The 18,203-nt window shown below is 61.5% G+C and carries 21 protein-coding genes; 13 read left to right on the forward strand and 8 right to left on the reverse strand.

Annotation, left to right across the window (positions count from 1 at the left end; translation table 11 throughout):
• Positions 1–170: 170 nt before the first annotated feature.
• Genes BLR20_RS13815 through BLR20_RS13830 form a run of 4 tightly spaced genes read right to left on the reverse strand, consistent with a single transcriptional unit; the run spans position 171 to position 3,789 of the window.
• Positions 171–1,028 (reverse strand): GNAT family N-acetyltransferase, encoded by an 858-nt coding sequence (locus BLR20_RS13815; protein WP_054993066.1) that lies wholly within the window; start codon positions 1,026–1,028, stop codon positions 171–173.
• A gap of 38 nt (positions 1,029–1,066) precedes the next feature.
• The gene (locus BLR20_RS13820) at positions 1,067–2,251 is read right to left on the reverse strand and encodes an NAD(P)/FAD-dependent oxidoreductase (protein WP_054993049.1); all 1,185 of its coding nucleotides are present in this window, start codon (positions 2,249–2,251) and stop codon (positions 1,067–1,069) included.
• Positions 2,252–2,270: 19 nt separating this feature from the next.
• Positions 2,271–2,663 carry a RidA family protein gene (locus tag BLR20_RS13825; protein WP_010436198.1) on the reverse strand — a complete coding sequence of 131 codons (393 nt, stop codon included), beginning with the start codon at positions 2,661–2,663 and terminating at the stop codon, positions 2,271–2,273.
• The gene (locus BLR20_RS13830; RefSeq protein ID WP_054993050.1) at positions 2,653–3,789 is read right to left on the reverse strand and encodes a DSD1 family PLP-dependent enzyme; all 1,137 of its coding nucleotides are present in this window, start codon (positions 3,787–3,789) and stop codon (positions 2,653–2,655) included. The genes BLR20_RS13825 and BLR20_RS13830 overlap by 11 nt, the downstream gene beginning before the upstream one ends.
• A 96-nt stretch (positions 3,790–3,885) precedes the next feature.
• Here BLR20_RS13830 and BLR20_RS13835 point away from each other — a divergent pair, with 96 nt between their 5' ends.
• Both BLR20_RS13835 and recR read left to right on the forward strand, forming a co-directional pair.
• On the forward strand, positions 3,886–4,770 hold the full coding sequence (locus tag BLR20_RS13835; RefSeq protein ID WP_010436192.1) for a LysR family transcriptional regulator: 885 nt from the start codon (positions 3,886–3,888) through the stop codon (positions 4,768–4,770).
• Between the two features lie 110 nt (positions 4,771–4,880).
• Entirely contained in the window at positions 4,881–5,483 is a 603-nt protein-coding gene (gene recR, locus BLR20_RS13840; RefSeq protein ID WP_004408165.1) for a recombination mediator RecR, read from the forward strand.
• Positions 5,484–5,504: 21 nt separating this feature from the next.
• Here the strand turns inward: recR and BLR20_RS13845 are convergent, their stop codons facing one another.
• The gene (locus BLR20_RS13845) at positions 5,505–5,828 is read right to left on the reverse strand and encodes an EscU/YscU/HrcU family type III secretion system export apparatus switch protein (RefSeq protein WP_054993051.1); all 324 of its coding nucleotides are present in this window, start codon (positions 5,826–5,828) and stop codon (positions 5,505–5,507) included.
• Entirely contained in the window at positions 5,828–7,453 is a 1,626-nt protein-coding gene (gene fliK, locus BLR20_RS13850) for a flagellar hook-length control protein FliK (RefSeq protein WP_054993052.1), read from the reverse strand. Before fliK ends, BLR20_RS13845 begins: the two co-directional genes overlap by 1 nt.
• Positions 7,454–7,642: 189 nt before the next feature.
• Here fliK and ccmA point away from each other — a divergent pair, with 189 nt between their 5' ends.
• The 10 genes from ccmA to BLR20_RS13900 are packed head-to-tail and all read left to right on the forward strand — an operon-like array spanning position 7,643 to position 15,033.
• Entirely contained in the window at positions 7,643–8,284 is a 642-nt protein-coding gene (gene ccmA, locus BLR20_RS13855) for a cytochrome c biogenesis heme-transporting ATPase CcmA (protein WP_054993053.1), read from the forward strand.
• Positions 8,281–8,952: a heme exporter protein CcmB gene (gene ccmB / locus BLR20_RS13860; protein WP_010436178.1), complete on the forward strand. Its 672-nt coding sequence runs from the start codon at positions 8,281–8,283 to the stop codon at positions 8,950–8,952. Before ccmA ends, ccmB begins: the two co-directional genes overlap by 4 nt.
• 54 nt (positions 8,953–9,006) lie before the next feature.
• A complete protein-coding gene (locus tag BLR20_RS13865; protein WP_054993054.1) occupies positions 9,007–9,810 on the forward strand; it encodes a heme ABC transporter permease in 804 nt (267 codons plus the stop codon).
• The gene (gene ccmD, locus BLR20_RS13870; RefSeq protein ID WP_010436173.1) at positions 9,807–9,983 is read left to right on the forward strand and encodes a heme exporter protein CcmD; all 177 of its coding nucleotides are present in this window, start codon (positions 9,807–9,809) and stop codon (positions 9,981–9,983) included. Before BLR20_RS13865 ends, ccmD begins: the two co-directional genes overlap by 4 nt.
• Positions 9,980–10,447: a cytochrome c maturation protein CcmE gene (gene ccmE / locus BLR20_RS13875; protein WP_054993055.1), complete on the forward strand. Its 468-nt coding sequence runs from the start codon at positions 9,980–9,982 to the stop codon at positions 10,445–10,447. Before ccmD ends, ccmE begins: the two co-directional genes overlap by 4 nt.
• A gap of 3 nt (positions 10,448–10,450) precedes the next feature.
• Entirely contained in the window at positions 10,451–12,424 is a 1,974-nt protein-coding gene (locus BLR20_RS13880) for a heme lyase CcmF/NrfE family subunit (RefSeq protein ID WP_054993056.1), read from the forward strand.
• Positions 12,421–12,957: a DsbE family thiol:disulfide interchange protein gene (locus tag BLR20_RS13885; protein WP_054993057.1), complete on the forward strand. Its 537-nt coding sequence runs from the start codon at positions 12,421–12,423 to the stop codon at positions 12,955–12,957. The genes BLR20_RS13880 and BLR20_RS13885 overlap by 4 nt, the downstream gene beginning before the upstream one ends.
• The gene (locus BLR20_RS13890; RefSeq protein ID WP_054993058.1) at positions 12,954–13,424 is read left to right on the forward strand and encodes a cytochrome c-type biogenesis protein; all 471 of its coding nucleotides are present in this window, start codon (positions 12,954–12,956) and stop codon (positions 13,422–13,424) included. The genes BLR20_RS13885 and BLR20_RS13890 overlap by 4 nt, the downstream gene beginning before the upstream one ends.
• Positions 13,421–14,614 (forward strand): c-type cytochrome biogenesis protein CcmI, encoded by a 1,194-nt coding sequence (ccmI, locus tag BLR20_RS13895; RefSeq protein ID WP_054993059.1) that lies wholly within the window; start codon positions 13,421–13,423, stop codon positions 14,612–14,614. Before BLR20_RS13890 ends, ccmI begins: the two co-directional genes overlap by 4 nt.
• A gap of 11 nt (positions 14,615–14,625) precedes the next feature.
• Positions 14,626–15,033, forward strand: a complete 408-nt coding sequence (locus BLR20_RS13900; protein ID WP_054993060.1) for a hypothetical protein — start codon at positions 14,626–14,628, stop codon at positions 15,031–15,033.
• A gap of 59 nt (positions 15,034–15,092) precedes the next feature.
• Here the strand turns inward: BLR20_RS13900 and BLR20_RS13905 are convergent, their stop codons facing one another.
• Together BLR20_RS13905 and BLR20_RS13910 are read right to left on the reverse strand one after the other, a co-directional pair.
• The gene (locus tag BLR20_RS13905; protein WP_054993061.1) at positions 15,093–16,091 is read right to left on the reverse strand and encodes a sulfate ABC transporter substrate-binding protein; all 999 of its coding nucleotides are present in this window, start codon (positions 16,089–16,091) and stop codon (positions 15,093–15,095) included.
• 103 nt (positions 16,092–16,194) lie between these two features.
• On the reverse strand, positions 16,195–17,028 hold the full coding sequence (locus BLR20_RS13910) for an ion transporter (RefSeq protein ID WP_010436157.1): 834 nt from the start codon (positions 17,026–17,028) through the stop codon (positions 16,195–16,197).
• A 632-nt stretch (positions 17,029–17,660) separates the two neighbouring features.
• Here BLR20_RS13910 and BLR20_RS13920 point away from each other — a divergent pair.
• Positions 17,661–18,203: a GNAT family N-acetyltransferase gene (locus tag BLR20_RS13920; RefSeq protein WP_054993062.1), complete on the forward strand. Its 543-nt coding sequence runs from the start codon at positions 17,661–17,663 to the stop codon at positions 18,201–18,203.

Here is an 18,203-nt window from a genome sequence, read left to right on the forward strand (position 1 = left end):
GGAGCAATAATGGTCAAGGCCAGGCCCTTTGCTGCCAGGCCGTTCGATACCCATAAGCTAACAAAGCAGTCTGGATAAAAAGCGCCGATCTGCCGGGTTGCAAAGAATAATCTGCTGTATGCAACCCGCTAACATGGCGGACCTGTTTCGGCGGTTTATCCGTGCTGTTTTCAGCCGATTGCCTGAGTCACCAGCGCGAATTGCTGCACATCCGGGTTCGAGGCAGGTGGCCTCCCGAGCACCATGCGCGGTGCTCTGTCGACACATGGCAGGCCCAGGCTTTCGAGCCACGGTGCCAGCCCGCAGTCGGCCAGAATGTCGAAGCGCACGAACATGTCGGGTATCTGTTGCAGCAGGTGTTCAATCAATCGTTGTGCCTGATCTGCATCACCGGCAACCACCGGGCCGATGATATGACCGCGCCCGAAGCGGCGGAGCAGGGCGATGCCTTGCAACTGGCCTGAGTGTTCAATCCCTACCGCCTGTTCTGCGTCGTGCAACAGATCAGTCAACACGGCAGTACGATCCAGGCCGCTGCCCGCGTTGGCCAGCCGGATCAGTTCTGCATGGTCGGTCGCGCCCAGCGTACGAATCGGCAAGTCGTCTTTCGGTGTCGCCAGACCTGACAAGTCCGCAATGCCCTGATGCTGCTGGATGCGTGCGAAGTCGACGAAACCCAGGCTCTGGTAGAGCGGCGCGCCCAGTTCCGTGGCGTTGAGGATTGGTGTGCGCGGCGCCGTTGCGTCGAGACACAGCTTCATCAGACAGCGGCCGATGCCTTTGCCCTGATGATCATCGCGTACGATCACCAGCCCGATCGAGGACCAGTCGCCCTGATGGCAGGTAAACGCCACGCCTACCAGCTGGCCATCATGCTCGGCGACAAAACCCTCGGAAGTACGTTGCACCATCGCCCAGTCCTGCTCGCGGTGTGGCCACTTGAGGCTCACTGAAAGTGCATGGGCTGCCGGGATATCCGCCGCAGTCACCGGGCGATAGCGGTATTGAGGGTTTGAGGTTGCAGGCATGGCGCCTCCGTTGCGATGGGGTGGTTGGGCGATTTGGCTCATATCAACTTTCCGGCGCTAATAAGGCTGGACGTGAATGGCATTTCGATGGCCGTCGGGTCGGTGAAGCGGCGAATGTCGAACGGGCTGATCAACGTGCGCGTGCTGCCGGTGCTGATCAGCTCGGCCATGACGTCACCGACGCCGGGGCCCAGCTGAAAACCGTGGCCGCAGAAGCCAAACGCGTAGAACAGGCCGTCGACTTTGCCGCTGCGGCCCATGATCGGCAACGAGTCCGGCGTGTAACTCTCGATGCCGCTCCAGACGCGGATGATGTTCAGCTTTTCTGCGCCCGGTAGCAGGCGTTTCATCTGTCTCATCTGGTTGATCAGGCTCTCCGGCTTGAAGTAGGCGCGGCGGTTGAGCATGTCCGGTTTATTGCGATTGCCGCCTCCGATGATGATGTTGCCGCGTGGGATCTGCCGGAAATAGATCACTTCTTCCTTGATCTTGGTAAACACTCCGATCACCGTCGGCAGCGCGTACGGCACTGGTTCTGTCACCGACATCTGCGGTCCGTTGGGCTCAAGAGGGACAGACTCGCCGAACTGTTCGGCGAGCCTGGCGCCCCAGGCACCGGCAGTGATGAGCAACTGTTCGGCGACGAATAGCTGGCCATCGGCGGTGGTGACCTGAAACTCTCCGCCGACCTTCTGTACCTCGGTCACCTCAGTGCGTTCTTCGATTCTTGCACCCGCACGAATCGCCGCGCGGGCGAATGCGGGGGCTGCCAGGCGTGGGTTGGCGTGCCCGTCATGGGGCGCATAGGAACCGCCTTTGACTTGTGCACCGAGAAACGGAAAACGGTCGTGCAGTGCCTTGCCGGAAAGGATCTGCAAGTCCAGCTCGCGGGCTTCCGGGGCGGCGGCATAGGCCTCCAGTTCGGCGATTTCATCTTCGCGGTAGCAAACGCGCATATGCCCGCTGGGAATGAATTCCAGGTCTTCGCCGATCAGCTCCGGCAGGCGCTTCCACAATGCCCAGGAGCGATTGGACAGTTCCAGTTGGCCGAGAAACCGTCCTTGACGACGCACGTTGCCGAAATTCACGCCGCTGGCGTATTGGCCGATCTGGTCACGCTCCAGCAGGGTGACCGAGCGGCCGTGCTGACGCAGAAAAAATGCGGAGGACGCGCCCATGAAGCCGCCGCCGATAATCAGGACATCGCTTTTTTGTGGGGTCATGAGAGGCTCCCGGGCATGTTCATTGGCTGCAACGCGCCAGGGCTTCGATCTCGATCAGGTAGCCGTGGTGCAATTCCGGGACCGGCACCACCGCACGCGCAGGGCGATGCTCGCCCAGATAGCCAGCGTAGATGCGGTCGAAGGCTGGCCAGTGCTGGACGCCGGCGATGTAGATGGTCACTTTCAGCAGGTCATGCGTGCTGCATCCCGCTGCTTCAAGAATGGCCAGCAGATTGTCCAGCGCGACGGCAGCCTGGACCTCGAACGGCTCGCCGACGCTGTGACTGCCATCGGCGCGCACCGGCAGTTGTCCGGAAACATGCAGCGTGCCTTGATGCAGCATCGCCTGAGAATAATGCCCGCCGGGTGCTGCAGCCAGGGGCGTACTGATCGGTTTCATCTCACCAGCCATGCAGGCGACTCCAGGTATGGATTGCGCCTTCGCTGTCGCAAGCGTGGTAGTCCGGGAATTGCGCGCCGGTGGCACAGGCGTGGTTGGGCAGAATGCGCAGTCGGCTGCCGATGGGAAAACGCTCGCTGATGTCGGCCTCGCTGCCCGCAGCAAGCGTGATGATGCCGTGCTCCTGATTGGCACCGGTAACCCGTGCACCGTCGATCCACTCGCCGGTTTCACTGCACACCTGGCCGTAGCCGAAATCCTCGCGCTGGCGCTGGGTGCCACGGTCGCGGCTCATGGCCATCCAGCCTGCGTCAACGATGATCCAGCCCTTGTCCTGCTGATGGCCGATGACTGTGGTCAACACGCTCAGGGCCAGTTCATCCGCCCGGCATACGCCGATGTTGTGCATCACCAGATCGAAGAACACATACACCCCGGCGCGAACTTCGGTCACGCCGTGCAGGCTCTGCGCCGACAGTGCCGTCGGGGTCGAACCGATGCTGACGTCCGCACAGGGCAGTCCTGCCTGACGAATCCGCTCGGCGGCGCTGACGCAGAGCCTGCGTTCCTGTTCGGCGAGGGCTTGCAGTGCTGCGGGTGTGTCGAGGTCATAACTGGACCCGGCATGAGTCATTACCCCGCGCAGTTGCATGCCGCCGTCGACCAGCGTCCTCGCGACCTCGATGAGCGAGGGATCGTCGACAGTCAGGCCGGAGCGATGGCCGTCGCAGTCGATTTCAATCCAGACGTCGAAACGTTCGTCATGTGCCTGGCCGAAGACCACAATCGCCCGGGCAGCCGCCACGCTGTCGGTGAGGATGCTCAGGCGGCAGCCCTTGCGCCGCAGTCTGAGTGCCTGCTCCAGCTTGCCGGGTGCAATGGCGACGGCATAGAACACATCGTTGATGCCCTCGGCAAAGCAATGCTCGGCCTCTTTCAGCGTCGACACCGTGACGCCGCTGGCGCCTGCTGCAATCTGCGCCTGGATGACCGGCAGGCATTTGCTGGTCTTGACGTGCGGACGCAAGCGCACGCCCAGTTCGTTCATGCGTTGTTGCATGCGCTGGATATTGTGCTGCATGCGCGACACATCTAGCAGCGCCACAGGCGTATCGAGAGAGGACAGGGAGGCTGACATGGAAAGCGCTCGTGTGACTGGGTACGACCGTCACTCTACGCAGCGATGATAAAGCTGTGGTTCAATGCGTGATCATCAATCCTTAAGCTGAAGTGAATGATTGCCATCGAAGACCTGCGTCTGGCCGTGACCCTGTCGCGCTGCGAATCGCTCAGTGCTGCCGCCAGAATCCTCAATGTCTCGCCGCCCGCGCTGTCGATGCGCTTGCGCAAACTGGAGACGCAACTGGGCATCACCCTGGCCAACCGCGATGCCAGACGCCTGAGTCTGACGGCCGATGGTGAGCGTTTCGCACGCGAAAGCGCACAGTTGCTGGAGCAGTTGGAGGCGCTCCCGGAGTCCTTCAAGCAGCGTGATGAACGGCTGGTGGGCACGCTGCGCCTGGCAGCGCCATTCGGTTATGGACGCCAGCGCATTGCGCCGCTGCTGGCGCGCTTCTCCAGGCTGCACCCGCAGTTGTGTCTGCACCTGGACCTGCGCGAAACGCCTTGGCCGGACCGTCATGACAGCGATGCGGTGATCCACATCGGCAGCCTCAATGACAGCCTGTGGATCGCCAGGCCTCTGGCGCAGAATCATCGCTGGCTGTGCGCCAGCCCGGCGTATATCGAGCAGCATGGTGCGCCCTCGACGCCCGACCAACTGGCTGGCCATCGCTGCATCTGCATTCGCGAAAACGACGAAGACGTCACCCTCTGGCACCTGAGCAAGGGCCAGACGAAAAAGACTCTGCGCATCGAGCCCGCGCTGCTCAGCAACGACGGCTCGGTGGCCCGGCGCTGGGCCGAGCAGGGGCTGGGCATCGTGTTGCGCTCGCAGTGGGATGTCAGCGATGCCATTGCCAGTGGCAGGCTGGTGAGGGTGCTTGCCGATTGGCAGCTGGCCAGTGCGCCGATCAACCTGCTGGTGCCCGTACGCAAGCATCGCAGTGCACGGGTACAGGCGTTGACCGAGTTTCTCGAGACAGCCCTGAAAGCCTGATTCGGCAAAGCACCGGCACGCTGTTGGTCGCTGGGTTGAATACCTTAATTGACGCTCACGGCAACGCGCGGGTATAAACCGCGTCTTGTGTTTTTGTCGGATTTTTCTCCATGAGCTTCAGCCCCCTGATTCGCCAGTTGATCGATGCCTTCCGCGTGCTGCCGGGCGTCGGTCAGAAAACCGCTCAGCGCATGGCGTTGCAGTTGCTGGAGCGTGACCGCAGCGGCGGTTCGCGGCTGGCGCAGGCACTGGGGCAGGCGATGGACGGCGTAGGTCACTGCCGCTCGTGCCGCACGCTGACCGAAGAGGAGCTCTGCCCGCAATGCGCGGATCCGCGCCGTGACGACACACTGCTGTGCGTGGTCGAAGGCCCGACGGATGTCTATGCGGTGGAGCAGACCGGCTACCGCGGTCGTTACTTCGTGCTCAAGGGCCATCTTTCGCCACTCGACGGTCTGGGGCCGGAGGCCATCGGCATTCCGCAGTTGATGGAGCGCATCAGCCAGCAGGGCACTTTCACCGAGGTGATTCTCGCGACCAATCCGACGGTGGAAGGCGAAGCGACGGCGCATTACATCGCCCAGTTGCTCCACGACAAGGGCCTGGTCGCGTCACGCATCGCCCACGGCGTTCCATTGGGTGGCGAGCTGGACCTGGTCGACGGCGGCACCCTGGCGCACTCGTTTGCAGGGCGCAAGCCGATTGCGATGTGATACCGGCCAGCGTTTCTGCTGTCAGTAGCGCGGTGTGATATCGCGCTCGACAGGTGGCGCGTCCGGATCCTGACCCACCGGAAACTTGCCTTTCAGGTGCCAGGCGAACGCGATGATTTCGGCAATTGTGCGGTACAGCGGCTCGGGAATACTGTCGCCCAGCTCCATGCGTGCCAACAGCTTGACCAGTTCGGCGTTCTCGTAGATCGGCACTTCGTACTCGCGGGCAATGGCTAGAATGGCCTCGGCCAACTGGTCGTCGCCCTTGGCGCTGAGTGTCGGTGCGTGCTGGCCGTCATAGCTGAGGGCGATAGCCTGGCGCGGAGTGTGATCGGGCAGGGTCATCAGGCGTTCTCGTCGATCCAGCGTTGTTCGAGTGCGGTACGCGGACCGCTTGGCGGGGCGCCGTGACTGCAGGCCAGTTCGCCCACCGCCAGGCCACAGGCTATCAACCGTTCGCGCAAATACCCCAGTTCATGTTCGATCAATGCCGCGCTGTCGGGGCGCTCGGCCCATAGCTGGCTGGACAGCGTGCCGCGCAGTAACTGCGCATGCACCTGCAAGGGCCCCAAAGGCTCGAGGTCGAACGCCAGATCGACTTTCCAGAGCTTTTCCCGGGTGTCCTTGATCTCGACATCATCACGGTCTTCGGCCGCTTCCTGATCAGGTGTGTCTTCGCGCTGCACCTTGACCTGCAGGGGCACGATGTCGTGGGCGTTGCGCATTGGCACTTCCAGCTGCCAGGTGGTCACCTGGGTGCCGTCGGCGTTGGTCCGCGTCTGTTCCAGCCCGCCCAGTTGATGGCTTTGCAGGCGTGAGACGGCAGCCGCAGCGAGCTTGAGGAGGATTTCCAGATCATCCTCCTTCTCACCACCGCTGACAGTGCGCGACGGCAACGGAAAAATGCTTGGCTGAGTGCGTGCCGCGACCAGGCCAAGTGTGCCCAGCGCATTGCGAATGGCATTGGGCATCGTGCGCGCGAGGGTATTGGAAGCCGCCGCTGCGCCGTAAGACATGTTGTCCGGCAGGCCGGGAAGGATCTGGGCGATCAGGCGCATCAGGTTGGCCTTCATGTCCGGCATTTGCGCCGGGTTCAAGCCGGCCAGCAGTCTGGCTTCCAGAAACACGCCGCTGGCGTTGAGTGCCTGGGCCACGCCTTTGGGGGTGGTCATCTGCTCGACATCGGGCAGGTCGGCGAGCAACTGGTTGATACTGGCCTGCAATGGGGCGCTGATGGCCGAGCTGTTACTGGCCGGGCTGCCGGACTGCAGGTTTTGCAGGGCGTTGATCAGGGTATCCAGCGAGCCTTGGCGATTTTGCTGTGCGGACAGTTGCTGCGCCACTGCCAGTTGGTCGAAACGACCGGGCAGGGCAACGAAGTTGAGTGCCTGATTGCCTTGTACCTGAGCGCTCAAGAGACTGCCCACCGTCAGCGGCTGCGGGCTCTCGATGGTCAGGCTGGAACCCGCCAGCGCCGTGTTGAGCAGCATCACGATGGAGCGATAGGCAGGCGTCGCAGCGGCCGGGTTCTGGGCGGCCGGTTGATTGACTGCCTGAGTAATCTCCTGGCTGGTCATGACTTTGCCCTGCAGCAGCGTGCCGACCGGTAATTGTCGGGTATCGATGCTGGTCATCGAGTTTTTCAGCGCGCTGTTGAGCTGCTGCAGCGTCAAGGTCAGCTCGTTGGCCGACGCCTGCGCCACTTGCAGCAGGCTGCCGGGCGTGAACGGGACGCTGCTGGTGACCGGCAAATTGGTCAGGCTGCCGTTGGCAAGCACCAGCCGCAGCAGTAACTGGAAGTTCTGATTGACCTGCTTGAGGGTCAGCACTTCGGCGTTGGCGGTTTCGCCTTCGGGGATCAGATTTTCCGCCGATTGCAGCATGGTCAGCACTTGCGCCGGGGATATGCCGGCGCGCAGCAGTGTCATGGTGGCGTTTGTTGCCGGAACGCTGGTGATGTCGCCTGTCATTGAACTATCGACCCAAGGAAATTGCCCCTTTGATAACAGGACTCGCATGTATAATACCGGCCGAAACCGGACCAGCCGCCATTAACTTCTCTTCATGTAACGGCCGTATCAATCCCGACTTGAACCGCGTTTTACTCCGTATGTGTCTGTTTTGGCACATTTCGCGACGCAAAGCACTGGAAACGCCCCATGATCCCAGCCACCCCATTTTTGCAAGCGACGGCTCTGGCGTGTGAGCGGGACGGGCGGATGCTGTTCGAAAACCTCGATCTTCAACTGCACGCGGGCGACATGCTGCAGATCAGCGGTCCCAACGGCTGCGGCAAGACCAGCCTGCTGCGCCTGCTGTGCGGGTTGATGCAGCCAACGGCCGGGCAGGTACTGCTCGACGCGCAACCAATGGGCCGGCAGCTTGCTGCACCGGGCAGCAAGCTGTTGTGGATCGGTCATGCGCCGGCGCTCAAGGATTTGCTGACGCCGCTGGAAAACCTGTCCTGGCTCAGTGCACTTCACCAGCCGGCCGGTGCCGATGTCATCGCCGCCGCGATCGATGCGGTCGGTCTGGCAGGTTTCGAGGACGTGCCCTGCCACACCTTGTCGGCCGGGCAGCAGCGTCGCGTTGCGCTGGCACGTCTGTATCTGCCGGGCCCGCGACTCTGGTTGCTCGACGAGCCGTTTACCGCGCTCGACCGCCAAGGAGTCGAGCAACTGGAAAACCACCTCGCCGGGCACTGTGAGCAAGGCGGCATGATTGTCATGACCACCCACCACAGTCTGAGCCGTCTGCCTGCGGGCTATCGGGACCTCGACCTGGGGCAGTGGTCAGCATGAGCAACGTGTTTGTTCTGCTGATGCTCCGTGAGGTGCGGCTGCTGGCGAGGCGTCCGGCAGAGCTGGCGAACCCGCTGGTGTTCTTTGCGATCGTGGTTGCCCTGTTCCCGCTGGCGCTGGGACCGCAGGCGCAATTGTTGCAAACCTTGTCGCCAGGGCTGGTCTGGGTGGCGGCACTGCTGGCCGTGCTGCTGTCGCTGGACGGGCTGTTACGCAGTGATTTCGAGGATGGCTCGCTGGAGCAGTGGGTCCTTTCGCCGCACCCGCTGGCCCTTCTGGTTCTGATCAAAGTGCTGGCACACTGGGCTTTTTCCGGGCTGGCACTGGTACTGTTGTCACCCTTGCTGGCCTTGATGCTCGGGCTGCCGGTGCAGTGCCTGCCGGTGTTGATGGTTTCGCTGCTGCTGGGCACTCCGGTGCTCAGCCTGCTGGGGGCACTGGGTGCGGCGTTGACCGTGGGTTTGAAGCGCGGCGGCCTGCTGCTGGCATTGTTGATTCTGCCGCTGTACATCCCGGTACTGATTCTGGGCAGCGGTGCTTTGCAGGCCGCGCTGCAGGGCATGCCGGCGACCGGCTATCTGCTGTGGCTGGGCAGCCTGGCGGCGCTGGCTATCACCCTGACACCCTTTGCGATAGCCGCTGGCCTGAAAATCAGCATCGGCGAATAATTGAGGTTCCGGGATCGAGACTTCGATGCCGGTCAATACCCTGGATGCACCCTGATGAAAAGCAACGCCATGAAAAGCAGCATCCGTTGGGCCTGGCTGCACACCCTCGGCTCACCGAAAGGGTTTTACCGCGTCAGCGCACGCCTGCTGCCCTGGCTGAGTGTTGCCGCCGTGCTGTTGCTGGTCATCGGCATGGTCTGGGGCTTGGCGTTCGCACCGCCGGACTACCAGCAGGGCAACAGTTTCCGGATCATTTATATTCACGTACCTGCCGCGATGCTCGCTCAATCCTGCTACGTCATGCTGGCCGTGTGCGGGTTGGTCGGGCTGGTCTGGAGAATCAAGCTGGCCGATGTCGCACTGCAATGCGCTGCACCCATCGGCGCGTGGATGACCGCGCTGGCGCTGGTGACCGGTGCGATCTGGGGCAAGCCCACTTGGGGGGCATGGTGGGTCTGGGACGCGCGACTGACCTCGATGCTGATTCTGCTGTTCTTGTATTTCGGCCTGATCGCGCTGGGCAATGCCGTCAGCAACCGCGACAGCGCCGCCAAGGCCTGCGCGGTGCTGGCCATCGTCGGTGTGGTGAACATTCCGATCATCAAGTATTCGGTCGAGTGGTGGAACACCCTGCACCAGGGTTCGACGTTCAGCCTCACCGAGAAACCCGCCATGCCGGTTGAAATGTGGCTGCCGCTGCTGTTCACCACGCTGGGTTTCTACTGCTTGTTCGGTGTGTTGCTGATGATGCGCATGCGCCTTGAAGTGCTGCGTCGCGAGGCGCGCACGCAGTGGGTCAAGGCCGAGATTCTGCGCTGCCTGGGTCACACGACAGCGCAGTCGGAGAACACGCTTTGAGTTTTGCATCGTTCAGCGATTTTCTTGCCATGGGCCGCCACGGAGTGTTTGTCTGGTCGGCCTACGGCCTGTGCCTTGTAGTGCTGCTGATCAACGTGGCGCTGCCGCTATGGGCACGGCAGCGATTTATGAAACAGCAGGCGCGTCGCCTGAAGCGGGAGAATCGCCCGTGAACCCGCTGCGCAAAAAGCGTCTGTTGATCATTGTGGCGCTGCTGGCCGGTGTCGGTCTGGCCTTGACCCTGGCCCTCAGCGCCTTGCAGGAAAACATCAACCTGTTCTACACCCCCAGTCAGATCGCCAATGGCGAGGCACCACTGGACACGCGGATTCGGGCTGGCGGCATGGTCGAAAAGGGTTCATTGCAGCGTTCGGCTGATTCACTGGACGTGCGTTTCGTGGTCACCGATTTAAACAAGTCGGTGACCATCACCTATCGGGGCATTCTTCCCGATCTGTTTCGTGAAGGGCAGGGCATCGTGGCGCTGGGCAAACTCAATGCACAGGGGGTGGTGGTGGCCGATGAAGTGCTGGCCAAGCATGACGAGAAATACATGCCCCCGGAGGTCACCAAGGCCCTGCGTGACAGCGGTCAGGCGGCACCGGCTGCGTCTCCCACACCCGTCAAACAGGGTTGATCGATGATTCCCGAACTCGGCCATCTGGCCATGATTCTGGCGCTCGGCTTTGCGCTGGTGCAGGCCATCATTCCGCTGATCGGCGCATGGCGCGGCGATCGCTTATGGATGAGCCTTGCCCGTCCGGCAGCCTGGGGCCAGTTCAGCTTTCTGATTTTCGCCTTCGGTTGCCTGACCTATGCATTCATGGTCGACGACTTCTCCGTCGCCTACGTTGCGCAGAACTCCAACACGGCGCTGCCCTGGTACTACAAGTTCAGCGCCGTGTGGGGCGCGCATGAAGGTTCATTGCTGCTCTGGGCCTTGATTCTCGGTGGCTGGACCTTCGCTGTGTCGGTGTTTTCCCGGCAACTGCCCCAGGTGATGCTGGCGCGGGTCCTCGCCGTGATGGGCATGATCAGCCTGGGTTTCCTGTTGTTTCTGATCCTCACCTCCAACCCGTTCGCGCGTCTGTTGCCGCAGATGCCAGCGAATGGACGTGATCTGAACCCGTTGTTGCAGGACATTGGCCTTATCGTGCATCCGCCGATGCTGTACATGGGCTATGTCGGCTTCTCCGTGGCCTTTGCGTTCGCCATCGCCGCCTTGCTCGGCGGCCGCCTCGACGCTGCCTGGGCGCGCTGGTCCAGGCCGTGGACGCTGGTGGCCTGGGCCTTTCTTGGCATCGGTATCAGCCTGGGCTCGTGGTGGGCGTATTACGAGCTGGGCTGGGGTGGCTGGTGGTTCTGGGACCCGGTGGAAAACGCCTCGTTCATGCCCTGGCTGGTGGGCACTGCGCTGATTCACTCGCTGGCGGTCACGGAAAAACGAGGCGTGTTCAAGAGCTGGACGGTATTGCTGGCCATTGCTGCGTTTTCGCTGAGCCTGCTCGGCACCTTTCTGGTCCGTTCCGGGGTGCTGACTTCCGTGCACGCCTTTGCCTCGGACCCGGCGCGCGGCGTGTTCATCCTGATGTTCCTGCTGGTCGTGGTGGGCGGTTCGCTGACCCTGTTCGCGATTCGCGCACCGGTGGTCAAAAGCCAGGTCGGATTCGGCTTGTGGTCACGGGAAACCCTGCTGCTGGGCAATAACCTGTTGCTGGTGGTTGCCGCGTCCATGATTCTGCTGGGCACCCTTTATCCGCTGGTGATCGATGCCATGAGCGGCGCCAAGATGTCGGTCGGGCCGCCGTACTTCAATACGTTGTTCGTGCCATTGATGGGCCTGTTGCTGGTGGTCATGGCGGTCGGCGTACTGGTGCGCTGGAAGGATACGCCGCTGAAATGGCTGCTCGGCATGCTGGCCCCGGTACTGGTTGGCAGCGTCGTCTTGGCGGTGCTTGCCGGTCTGCTGCTGGGCGATTTCCAGTGGGCGGTACTGGCGACCCTGATGCTCGCAGCCTGGGTGCTGCTGGCCGGGGTTCGCGACCTGCTCGACAAGACCCGCCACAAGGGTCTGCTCAGCGGCGCACGCGGTCTGACCCGCAGCTATTGGGGCATGCAGCTGGCGCACCTTGGCATTGTCGTGTGTGCGCTGGGCGTGGTGCTGTCGAGCCAGAACAGCGCCGAGCGCGATTTGCGCATGGCTCCCGGCGAGTCCACCGAACTGGGTGGGTATACCTTTGTCTTCGAGGGTGCCCGGCATTATGAAGGACCGAACTTTACCTCTGATCGGGGCACGGTTCGCGTGTTGCGCGACGGCTCTCAACTGACCGAACTGCACCCGGAGAAGCGCCTCTACACCGTGCAACAGTCGATGATGACCGAAGCGGGTATTGATGCCGGTTTCACCCGTGACCTGTATGTCGCCCTGGGTGAGCCGTTGGGCGATGGTGCGTGGGCCGTTCGGGTTCATGTCAAACCGTTTGTGCGCTGGATCTGGCTTGGCGGCCTGCTGACCGGTCTGGGCGGTGTGCTGGCGGCGCTGGATCGGCGTTATCGCACCCGGGTAAAGAACAAGGTGCGCGAGGCATTGGGTATGTCGGGAGCTGCACAATGAGACGCTGGGTCATGGTGTTGCCACTGGTGCTGTTTCTGGGCGTGGCGGCGTTTTTGTATCGCGGTTTGTATCTGGACCCCGCCGAGCTGCCCTCGGCACTGATCGACAAGCCTTTTCCGGCATTCTCGCTACCGGCGGTGCAGGGCGAGCGGATGCTGAGCCGTACCGATCTGCTCGGCAAACCTGCGCTGGTCAACGTCTGGGGCACCTGGTGCGTGGCTTGCCGGGTGGAGCATCCGGTGCTCACCCGGCTGGCGCAGCAGGGCGTGCTGATCTACGGCGTGAATTACAAGGACGTCAACGCTGACGCGCTGAAATGGCTCAAGGAATTCCATGATCCTTATCAGTTGAATATTCGTGACCAGGACGGCTCTCTGGGCCTCGACCTGGGGGTGTACGGTGCGCCGGAAACCTTTTTGATCGATGCTCAGGGCGTCATTCGTTACAAACACGTCGGGGTCATCGACGACGCAGTGTGGCGCGAAAAACTTGCGGCGCGTTATCAGCAACTGATTGATGAGGCGCGGCCATGAAGCGCTGCCTGCTGATCGTCCTGCTCAGCGTGCTGTGCGCCGGCATTGCCCACGCGGCCATCGATGCCTATGCCTTTCGCGACGACGCCGAGCGCGCGCGCTACAGCGAACTCACCAGAGAGCTGCGCTGCCCGAAATGCCAGAATCAGGACATCGCCGACTCCAATGCGCCAATTGCCGCTGACTTGCGCAAGGAAATCTACCGCATGCTGGGCGAAGGGCAGAGCAATCAGCAAATCATCGATTTTATGGTCGATCGCTATGGCGATTTCGTTCGCTACAATCCGAGCCTGACGGCGCGCACCTGGCTGCTGTGGTTCGGGCCGGCCGGCCTGCTGGTCGGCGGCCTTGTGGTGATCGGGTTTATCGTTGGCCGCCGCCGCAAGGCGCAATCGGCGGAGGCCGACGGGCTTTCCGACGATGAGAGGCAGCGTCTCGCCACCTTGCTGGATGACCACCGCACATGATCGATTTCTGGATGGCAACCGGGCTGTTGCTGGTGGTTGCGCTGAGCTTTCTGCTGATTCCGCTGCTGCGCGGCCATCGCGCGCAACGGGAAGAAGACCGCACGGCTCTCAACGTGGCGTTGTATCAGGAGCGACTGAGCGAGCTGCAGGTTCAGCAGGAACAGGGCGTGTTGTCGTTGACGCAACTGCAGGCTGCACGTGCCGAAGCAGCGCGCGAGCTGCTGGCCGACACCGAAGGTGCAGAGCCCGCCCGGACATCGCGTCTGGGTAAGCCCTGGCTGGTGCTGGCCGCGGTGCTGGTGCCGGTATTGGGGCTGGCAGGCTATCTCGAGCTGGGTGCCAGTGACCGGGTTGAATTGAGTCGCGAATTCGCTCGACCCCCGACCTCGCTGGCAGACATGACCCGGCGTCTGGAGCGTAGTGTGCAGGCTCAGCCGGATTCAGCCGAAAACCTGTATTTTCTGGCGCGCAGCTATATGGCACAGAACCGCCCGGGTGATGCCGCGCAGATGTTCGAGCGTTCAGTGGCGCTGGCCGGAAGGCAGCCCGAATTGCTCGGGCAGTGGGCCCAGGCGCTGTACTTCGCCAGCGACAAGCATTTCACGCCACAGGTGCAGACGCTGACCGACGAAGCACTGCAGGCTGACCCCAGGGAAGTCACCAGTCTTGGTCTGCTCGGGATTGCCGCGTTCGAAACACAGCGCTATCAGGCGGCGATGGACTACTGGACCCGGCTGCTCGCGGCACTGCCCGCAGATGACGCATCGCGTTCGGCCCTGGAAGGCGGCATTGCCCGCGCCAGAGAAAACCTCGCCAAACGCGCTGCAGAGGTTGCGCCTGCGGTGAAGGCGAAGTCGATAAGAATTCATGTCGAGCTGGCTCCTGCGCTTCAGGGCAAAGTAAGGCCGAGCGACAGCGTGTTCATCTTCGCCCGCGCCATCAAGGGGCCGGCGGCACCCTTGGCGGTCAAACGCATTACCGTGGCGGACCTGCCTGCCAACGTGGAACTGAGCGATTCCGACGCGATGATGCCGCAACTGAACCTGTCGAACTTTGCGCAAGTCCAACTGGTTGCGCGAGTGTCTCGCGCAGGGCAGCCAACCACCGGTGAGTGGGTCGGCCGCAGTCAGCCACTGGCCAGTGATTCCGGGGTTCAGCAGGCGTTGATCATCGACAGTCCGGATAACTAGAGAATTCGCTTATGTACCGTATCGCACGCATTACCTTGTTGGGTCTGGTCGTTGGCCTGAGTGCCTGTGCTGTCCAGCATCCGGCGCCGCCACATGGCCAGGATCCGATCCTCAACCTGCCGGGTGGCCAGCAGCCCGGCGCACCGCGTCCGGGTCCTGCGCCTTCGGAGCCTGCCAAGGCGCCTGCCGCAGCGCCGAAGACCTCGGCCAGCTTCGCGCCGCCACCGGGCGGCGGCAGCCATTGGGACCCGCGCCTGGGCGTGTACGTGATGGACGATCAGCCCAACACCTTTTATCGCCAGCGCACTTACTACCAGTGGAATGACGGCTGGAGCTGGGCGACCAGCCCCAACGGTCCATGGCAGGCGACTGATGTCAGTGGTGTGCCGGCAGGGCTGGGCAAACAGTTCAGTAAATGATTCAGGCTTCAATAAAAACGGCGACCTCGAAGGTCGCCGTTTTGCATTGCCTGAGCGGCTTATTTGCCCGGATAGATCTGGTCGAATACACCACCGTCGATGAAGTGGGTCTTCTGCACCGTGCGCCAGTCACCGAAGGTTTTCTCCACCGAGAGGAAGTCCACTTTCGTGAAGCGATCCGTGTACTTGGCCAGCACCTGCGGGTCACGCGGGCGCAGGTAGTTTTTGGCGGCGATCTCCTGGCCTTCCGGTGACCACAGGTATTTCAGGTAGGCTTCGGCCAGAGCGCGCGACTGCTTCCTGTCCACCACCTTGTCGACCACACTCACCGGTGGCTCGGCTTCTGCCGACACGGAGGGGTAAACCACTTCGAACTGATCACGGCCGAATTCGCGGGCGATCATTTCCGCTTCGTTCTCGAAGGTGACCAGCACGTCGCCGATCTGGTTGGTCATGAAGGTTGTAGTCGCACCGCGACCGCCGGTATCAAGGACTGGCACATGGAGGAACAGATCACCGACGAATTTCTTCGCCGCCGCTTCATCGCCGCCTTTTTTCAGGGTGTAACCCCAGGCCGACAGGTAGGTGTAGCGGCCGTTGCCGGAAGTTTTCGGGTTGGGCACGATGACTTCCACGCCATCCTTGATCAGATCCGGCCAGTCTTTGAGGGCCTTCGGGTTGCCCTTGCGCACGATGAACACCGTGGCCGAGGTGAACGGCGCACTGTTGTTCGGCAGACGGCTGACCCAGTCTTGCGGCACCAGCTTGCCATTGTCGGCCAGGGCGTTGATATCAGTGGCCATGTTCATGGTGATCACGTCGGCCGGCAGCCCGTCGATGACCGAACGCGCCTGCTTGCTCGACCCGCCGAAGGACATCTGCACGGTCACATCTTCATTCTTCTCGGCTTTCCAGTGTTTCTGGAAGGCGCTGTTGTAGTCCTTGTAGAAATCACGCATCACGTCGTAGGAGACGTTGAGCAGCGTCGGGGCTGCCTGGGCAGCGCTGGCAAAGGCCAGGCCGGCGGCCAGTAGCGAGGCGGCGAAGAGTTTGTTCACTGCAGGGTCCTTGAGATGAAGAGTCGTGTAACAAGCCTGATGGCGTAATGCCGCGACACTATCAGCATCGCGCCTGCGGTTTAAAGACCGAAAAGATCTTTGCTTATGCCTTGTGCTCGGTTTTTTTAAACAATTGATTGCCACAACGTGAGCAGAACGCCGCGCCATGCTCGTGAAGGTTTTTCGAGCACACCGGGCAATCGTGTTTCAGCTGCTCGCCGCGCATGGCATTGGCCAGCTCGGCGGTGAATATTCCGGTGGGCACGGCGATGATCGAGTAGCCGGTAATCATCACCAGCGAGGAGAGCATCTGGCCGAGCGGGGTCTTGGGCACGATATCGCCAAAGCCCACCGTCGTCAGGGTCACGATAGCCCAGTAAATGCCCTTGGGAATGCTGGTGAAACCATGCTCCGGACCTTCGATCACGTACATCAGCGTGCCAAACACGGTGACCAGTGTAGACACCGTGACCAGAAAGACGATGATCTTCTGCTTGCTGCCACGCAGCGCCGCCAGCAGGTAATTGGCCTGACGCAGATACGTGCCGAGCTTGAGCACCCTGAAGATCCGCAGCATGCGGATGATCCGCACGATCAGCAGGTATTGCGCATCGCTGTAATAGATCGACAGCACGCCCGGCACGATGGCCAGCAGGTCCACCAGCCCGTAGAAACTGAACGCGTACTTCAGCGGCCGTGGCGAGCAATAGAGGCGCAGAATGTATTCGATGGCAAACATCAGCGTGAAGCCCCATTCGATCCACGCGAAGAGCATCGCGTAATCACGATGAATACTCTCGATGCTGTCGATAATGGTGACCAGCAGACTGAGCAGAATCGCGACCAGCACCGCCTTGTCAAACGTCCGTCCGGCAGGCGTATTGGCCTCGAAAATAACAATATGCAGCCGCTCGCGGCGGCTGAGAGAGCTGTCCATGGTGCTTCCCGAATCAAAGGTCGGGTGAGCCTAGGAGCATTGGGTGGTTGAGTGCAAGCACACAACACCTGTGGGAGCGAGCCGGGCGACGCTTCGCTTGCTCGCGAAGAGGTCGTTATAGCCGCCTTAAAGGTGACCTGAGTTGAATCTCAATCCACCTGACAAAGAAAACCGCTGTGTGACGCGGAGCGTCACGAACCGCATTCCCACGCTGGAACGTGGGTACGATAGTCAAAATCGCAGTCACTGCCACCGAAATGCTTTTCGACCACGATCGCACTGACGACGCAAATTGCGACGTAAGTGACGGCTGAGTCCTGGCGCTGATCCGGGGGTAGCCTGGCAGGACGCCAGGCTAGCCGCACCGGGCCATGGATGGCCCGTTGCGGCGACCCCCGGATCAGTGCCAGGGCGAAGGAACCCGACGAAGTCGGGCCGGAAACGGAGCCAGGGGCTTTGGTCACTTTGGCCCCATCAAAGTGACTCGCCGAGGGGCGAAAAGGTGACCTGAGTCGAACCTCAATCCACCTGAAGTCGCAGAACCGCCGTGTGACGCGGAGCGTCACGAACTGCATTCCCACGCTGGAGCGTAGGAACGATAATCCGGATAGAGACTGATAAGGGGAGTAAACATGCAGTATGCAGGCGAAGGCTTTTCTCTCAGGGCATTGGCATTTGATGATGCCGAATTGATCAACCGCTATGAAAACACCCATCGCCAGCATCTGCAGCCTTGGGAACCGCTAAGGGATGATGACTATTTCATCCTCGAAAACGCCCGCTCAAGGGTCCAGCAGCAGTGGGAAAGCATGCAGGCAGGCAACGCGATTTTTTTCCTTATTACCGATCCCGACGGCAACTTGCAGGGGCGCTGCAGCTACACCAACATCGTGAGAGGTGCTTTCCAGGCCTGCAACCTCGGCTTCTCACTGGCGCAAGCCGCTCAGGGGCAGGGCTTGATGAAAAGGTCGCTGGAGGTCACCAATCGCTACTGTTTCGAGCAAATGGGCCTGCATCGAATCATGGCCAACCACTTGCCACGCAACCTGAAAAGCCAGCGACTTCTGCAGTCGCTTGGCTTCGAACAGGAAGGCTATGCCCGCGCCTACCTGAAAATTGCCGACGTCTGGGAAGACCATGTCCTGAGGGCGTTGATCAATCCGAACGAGGCCTGA

It is taken from the genome of Pseudomonas congelans (assembly GCF_900103225.1).
Lineage (GTDB): Bacteria > Pseudomonadota > Gammaproteobacteria > Pseudomonadales > Pseudomonadaceae > Aquipseudomonas > Aquipseudomonas congelans.

What these genes read in the sequence shown, in the direction of transcription:
- ccmI (WP_054993059.1), top strand. Translation starts at nt 13,421, where the DNA reads ATGATCGATTTCTGGATGGCAACCGGGCTGTTGCTGGTGGTTGCGCTG.
- recR (WP_004408165.1), top strand. Translation starts at nt 4,881, where the DNA reads ATGAGCTTCAGCCCCCTGATTCGCCAGTTGATCGATGCCTTCCGCGTG.
- BLR20_RS13830 (WP_054993050.1), bottom strand. Translation starts at nt 3,789, where the DNA reads ATGTCAGCCTCCCTGTCCTCTCTCGATACGCCTGTGGCGCTGCTAGAT.
- BLR20_RS13910 (WP_010436157.1), bottom strand. Translation starts at nt 17,028, where the DNA reads ATGGACAGCTCTCTCAGCCGCCGCGAGCGGCTGCATATTGTTATTTTC.
- BLR20_RS13900 (WP_054993060.1), top strand. Translation starts at nt 14,626, where the DNA reads ATGTACCGTATCGCACGCATTACCTTGTTGGGTCTGGTCGTTGGCCTG.
- BLR20_RS13835 (WP_010436192.1), top strand. Translation starts at nt 3,886, where the DNA reads ATGATTGCCATCGAAGACCTGCGTCTGGCCGTGACCCTGTCGCGCTGC.
- BLR20_RS13865 (WP_054993054.1), top strand. Translation starts at nt 9,007, where the DNA reads ATGAAAAGCAACGCCATGAAAAGCAGCATCCGTTGGGCCTGGCTGCAC.
- BLR20_RS13885 (WP_054993057.1), top strand. Translation starts at nt 12,421, where the DNA reads ATGAGACGCTGGGTCATGGTGTTGCCACTGGTGCTGTTTCTGGGCGTG.
- BLR20_RS13815 (WP_054993066.1), bottom strand. Translation starts at nt 1,028, where the DNA reads ATGCCTGCAACCTCAAACCCTCAATACCGCTATCGCCCGGTGACTGCG.
- fliK (WP_054993052.1), bottom strand. Translation starts at nt 7,453, where the DNA reads ATGACAGGCGACATCACCAGCGTTCCGGCAACAAACGCCACCATGACA.
- BLR20_RS13820 (WP_054993049.1), bottom strand. Translation starts at nt 2,251, where the DNA reads ATGACCCCACAAAAAAGCGATGTCCTGATTATCGGCGGCGGCTTCATG.
- BLR20_RS13845 (WP_054993051.1), bottom strand. Translation starts at nt 5,828, where the DNA reads ATGACCCTGCCCGATCACACTCCGCGCCAGGCTATCGCCCTCAGCTAT.
- ccmB (WP_010436178.1), top strand. Translation starts at nt 8,281, where the DNA reads ATGAGCAACGTGTTTGTTCTGCTGATGCTCCGTGAGGTGCGGCTGCTG.
- BLR20_RS13825 (WP_010436198.1), bottom strand. Translation starts at nt 2,663, where the DNA reads ATGGCTGGTGAGATGAAACCGATCAGTACGCCCCTGGCTGCAGCACCC.
- BLR20_RS13890 (WP_054993058.1), top strand. Translation starts at nt 12,954, where the DNA reads ATGAAGCGCTGCCTGCTGATCGTCCTGCTCAGCGTGCTGTGCGCCGGC.
- BLR20_RS13920 (WP_054993062.1), top strand. Translation starts at nt 17,661, where the DNA reads ATGCAGTATGCAGGCGAAGGCTTTTCTCTCAGGGCATTGGCATTTGAT.
- BLR20_RS13880 (WP_054993056.1), top strand. Translation starts at nt 10,451, where the DNA reads ATGATTCCCGAACTCGGCCATCTGGCCATGATTCTGGCGCTCGGCTTT.
- ccmA (WP_054993053.1), top strand. Translation starts at nt 7,643, where the DNA reads ATGATCCCAGCCACCCCATTTTTGCAAGCGACGGCTCTGGCGTGTGAG.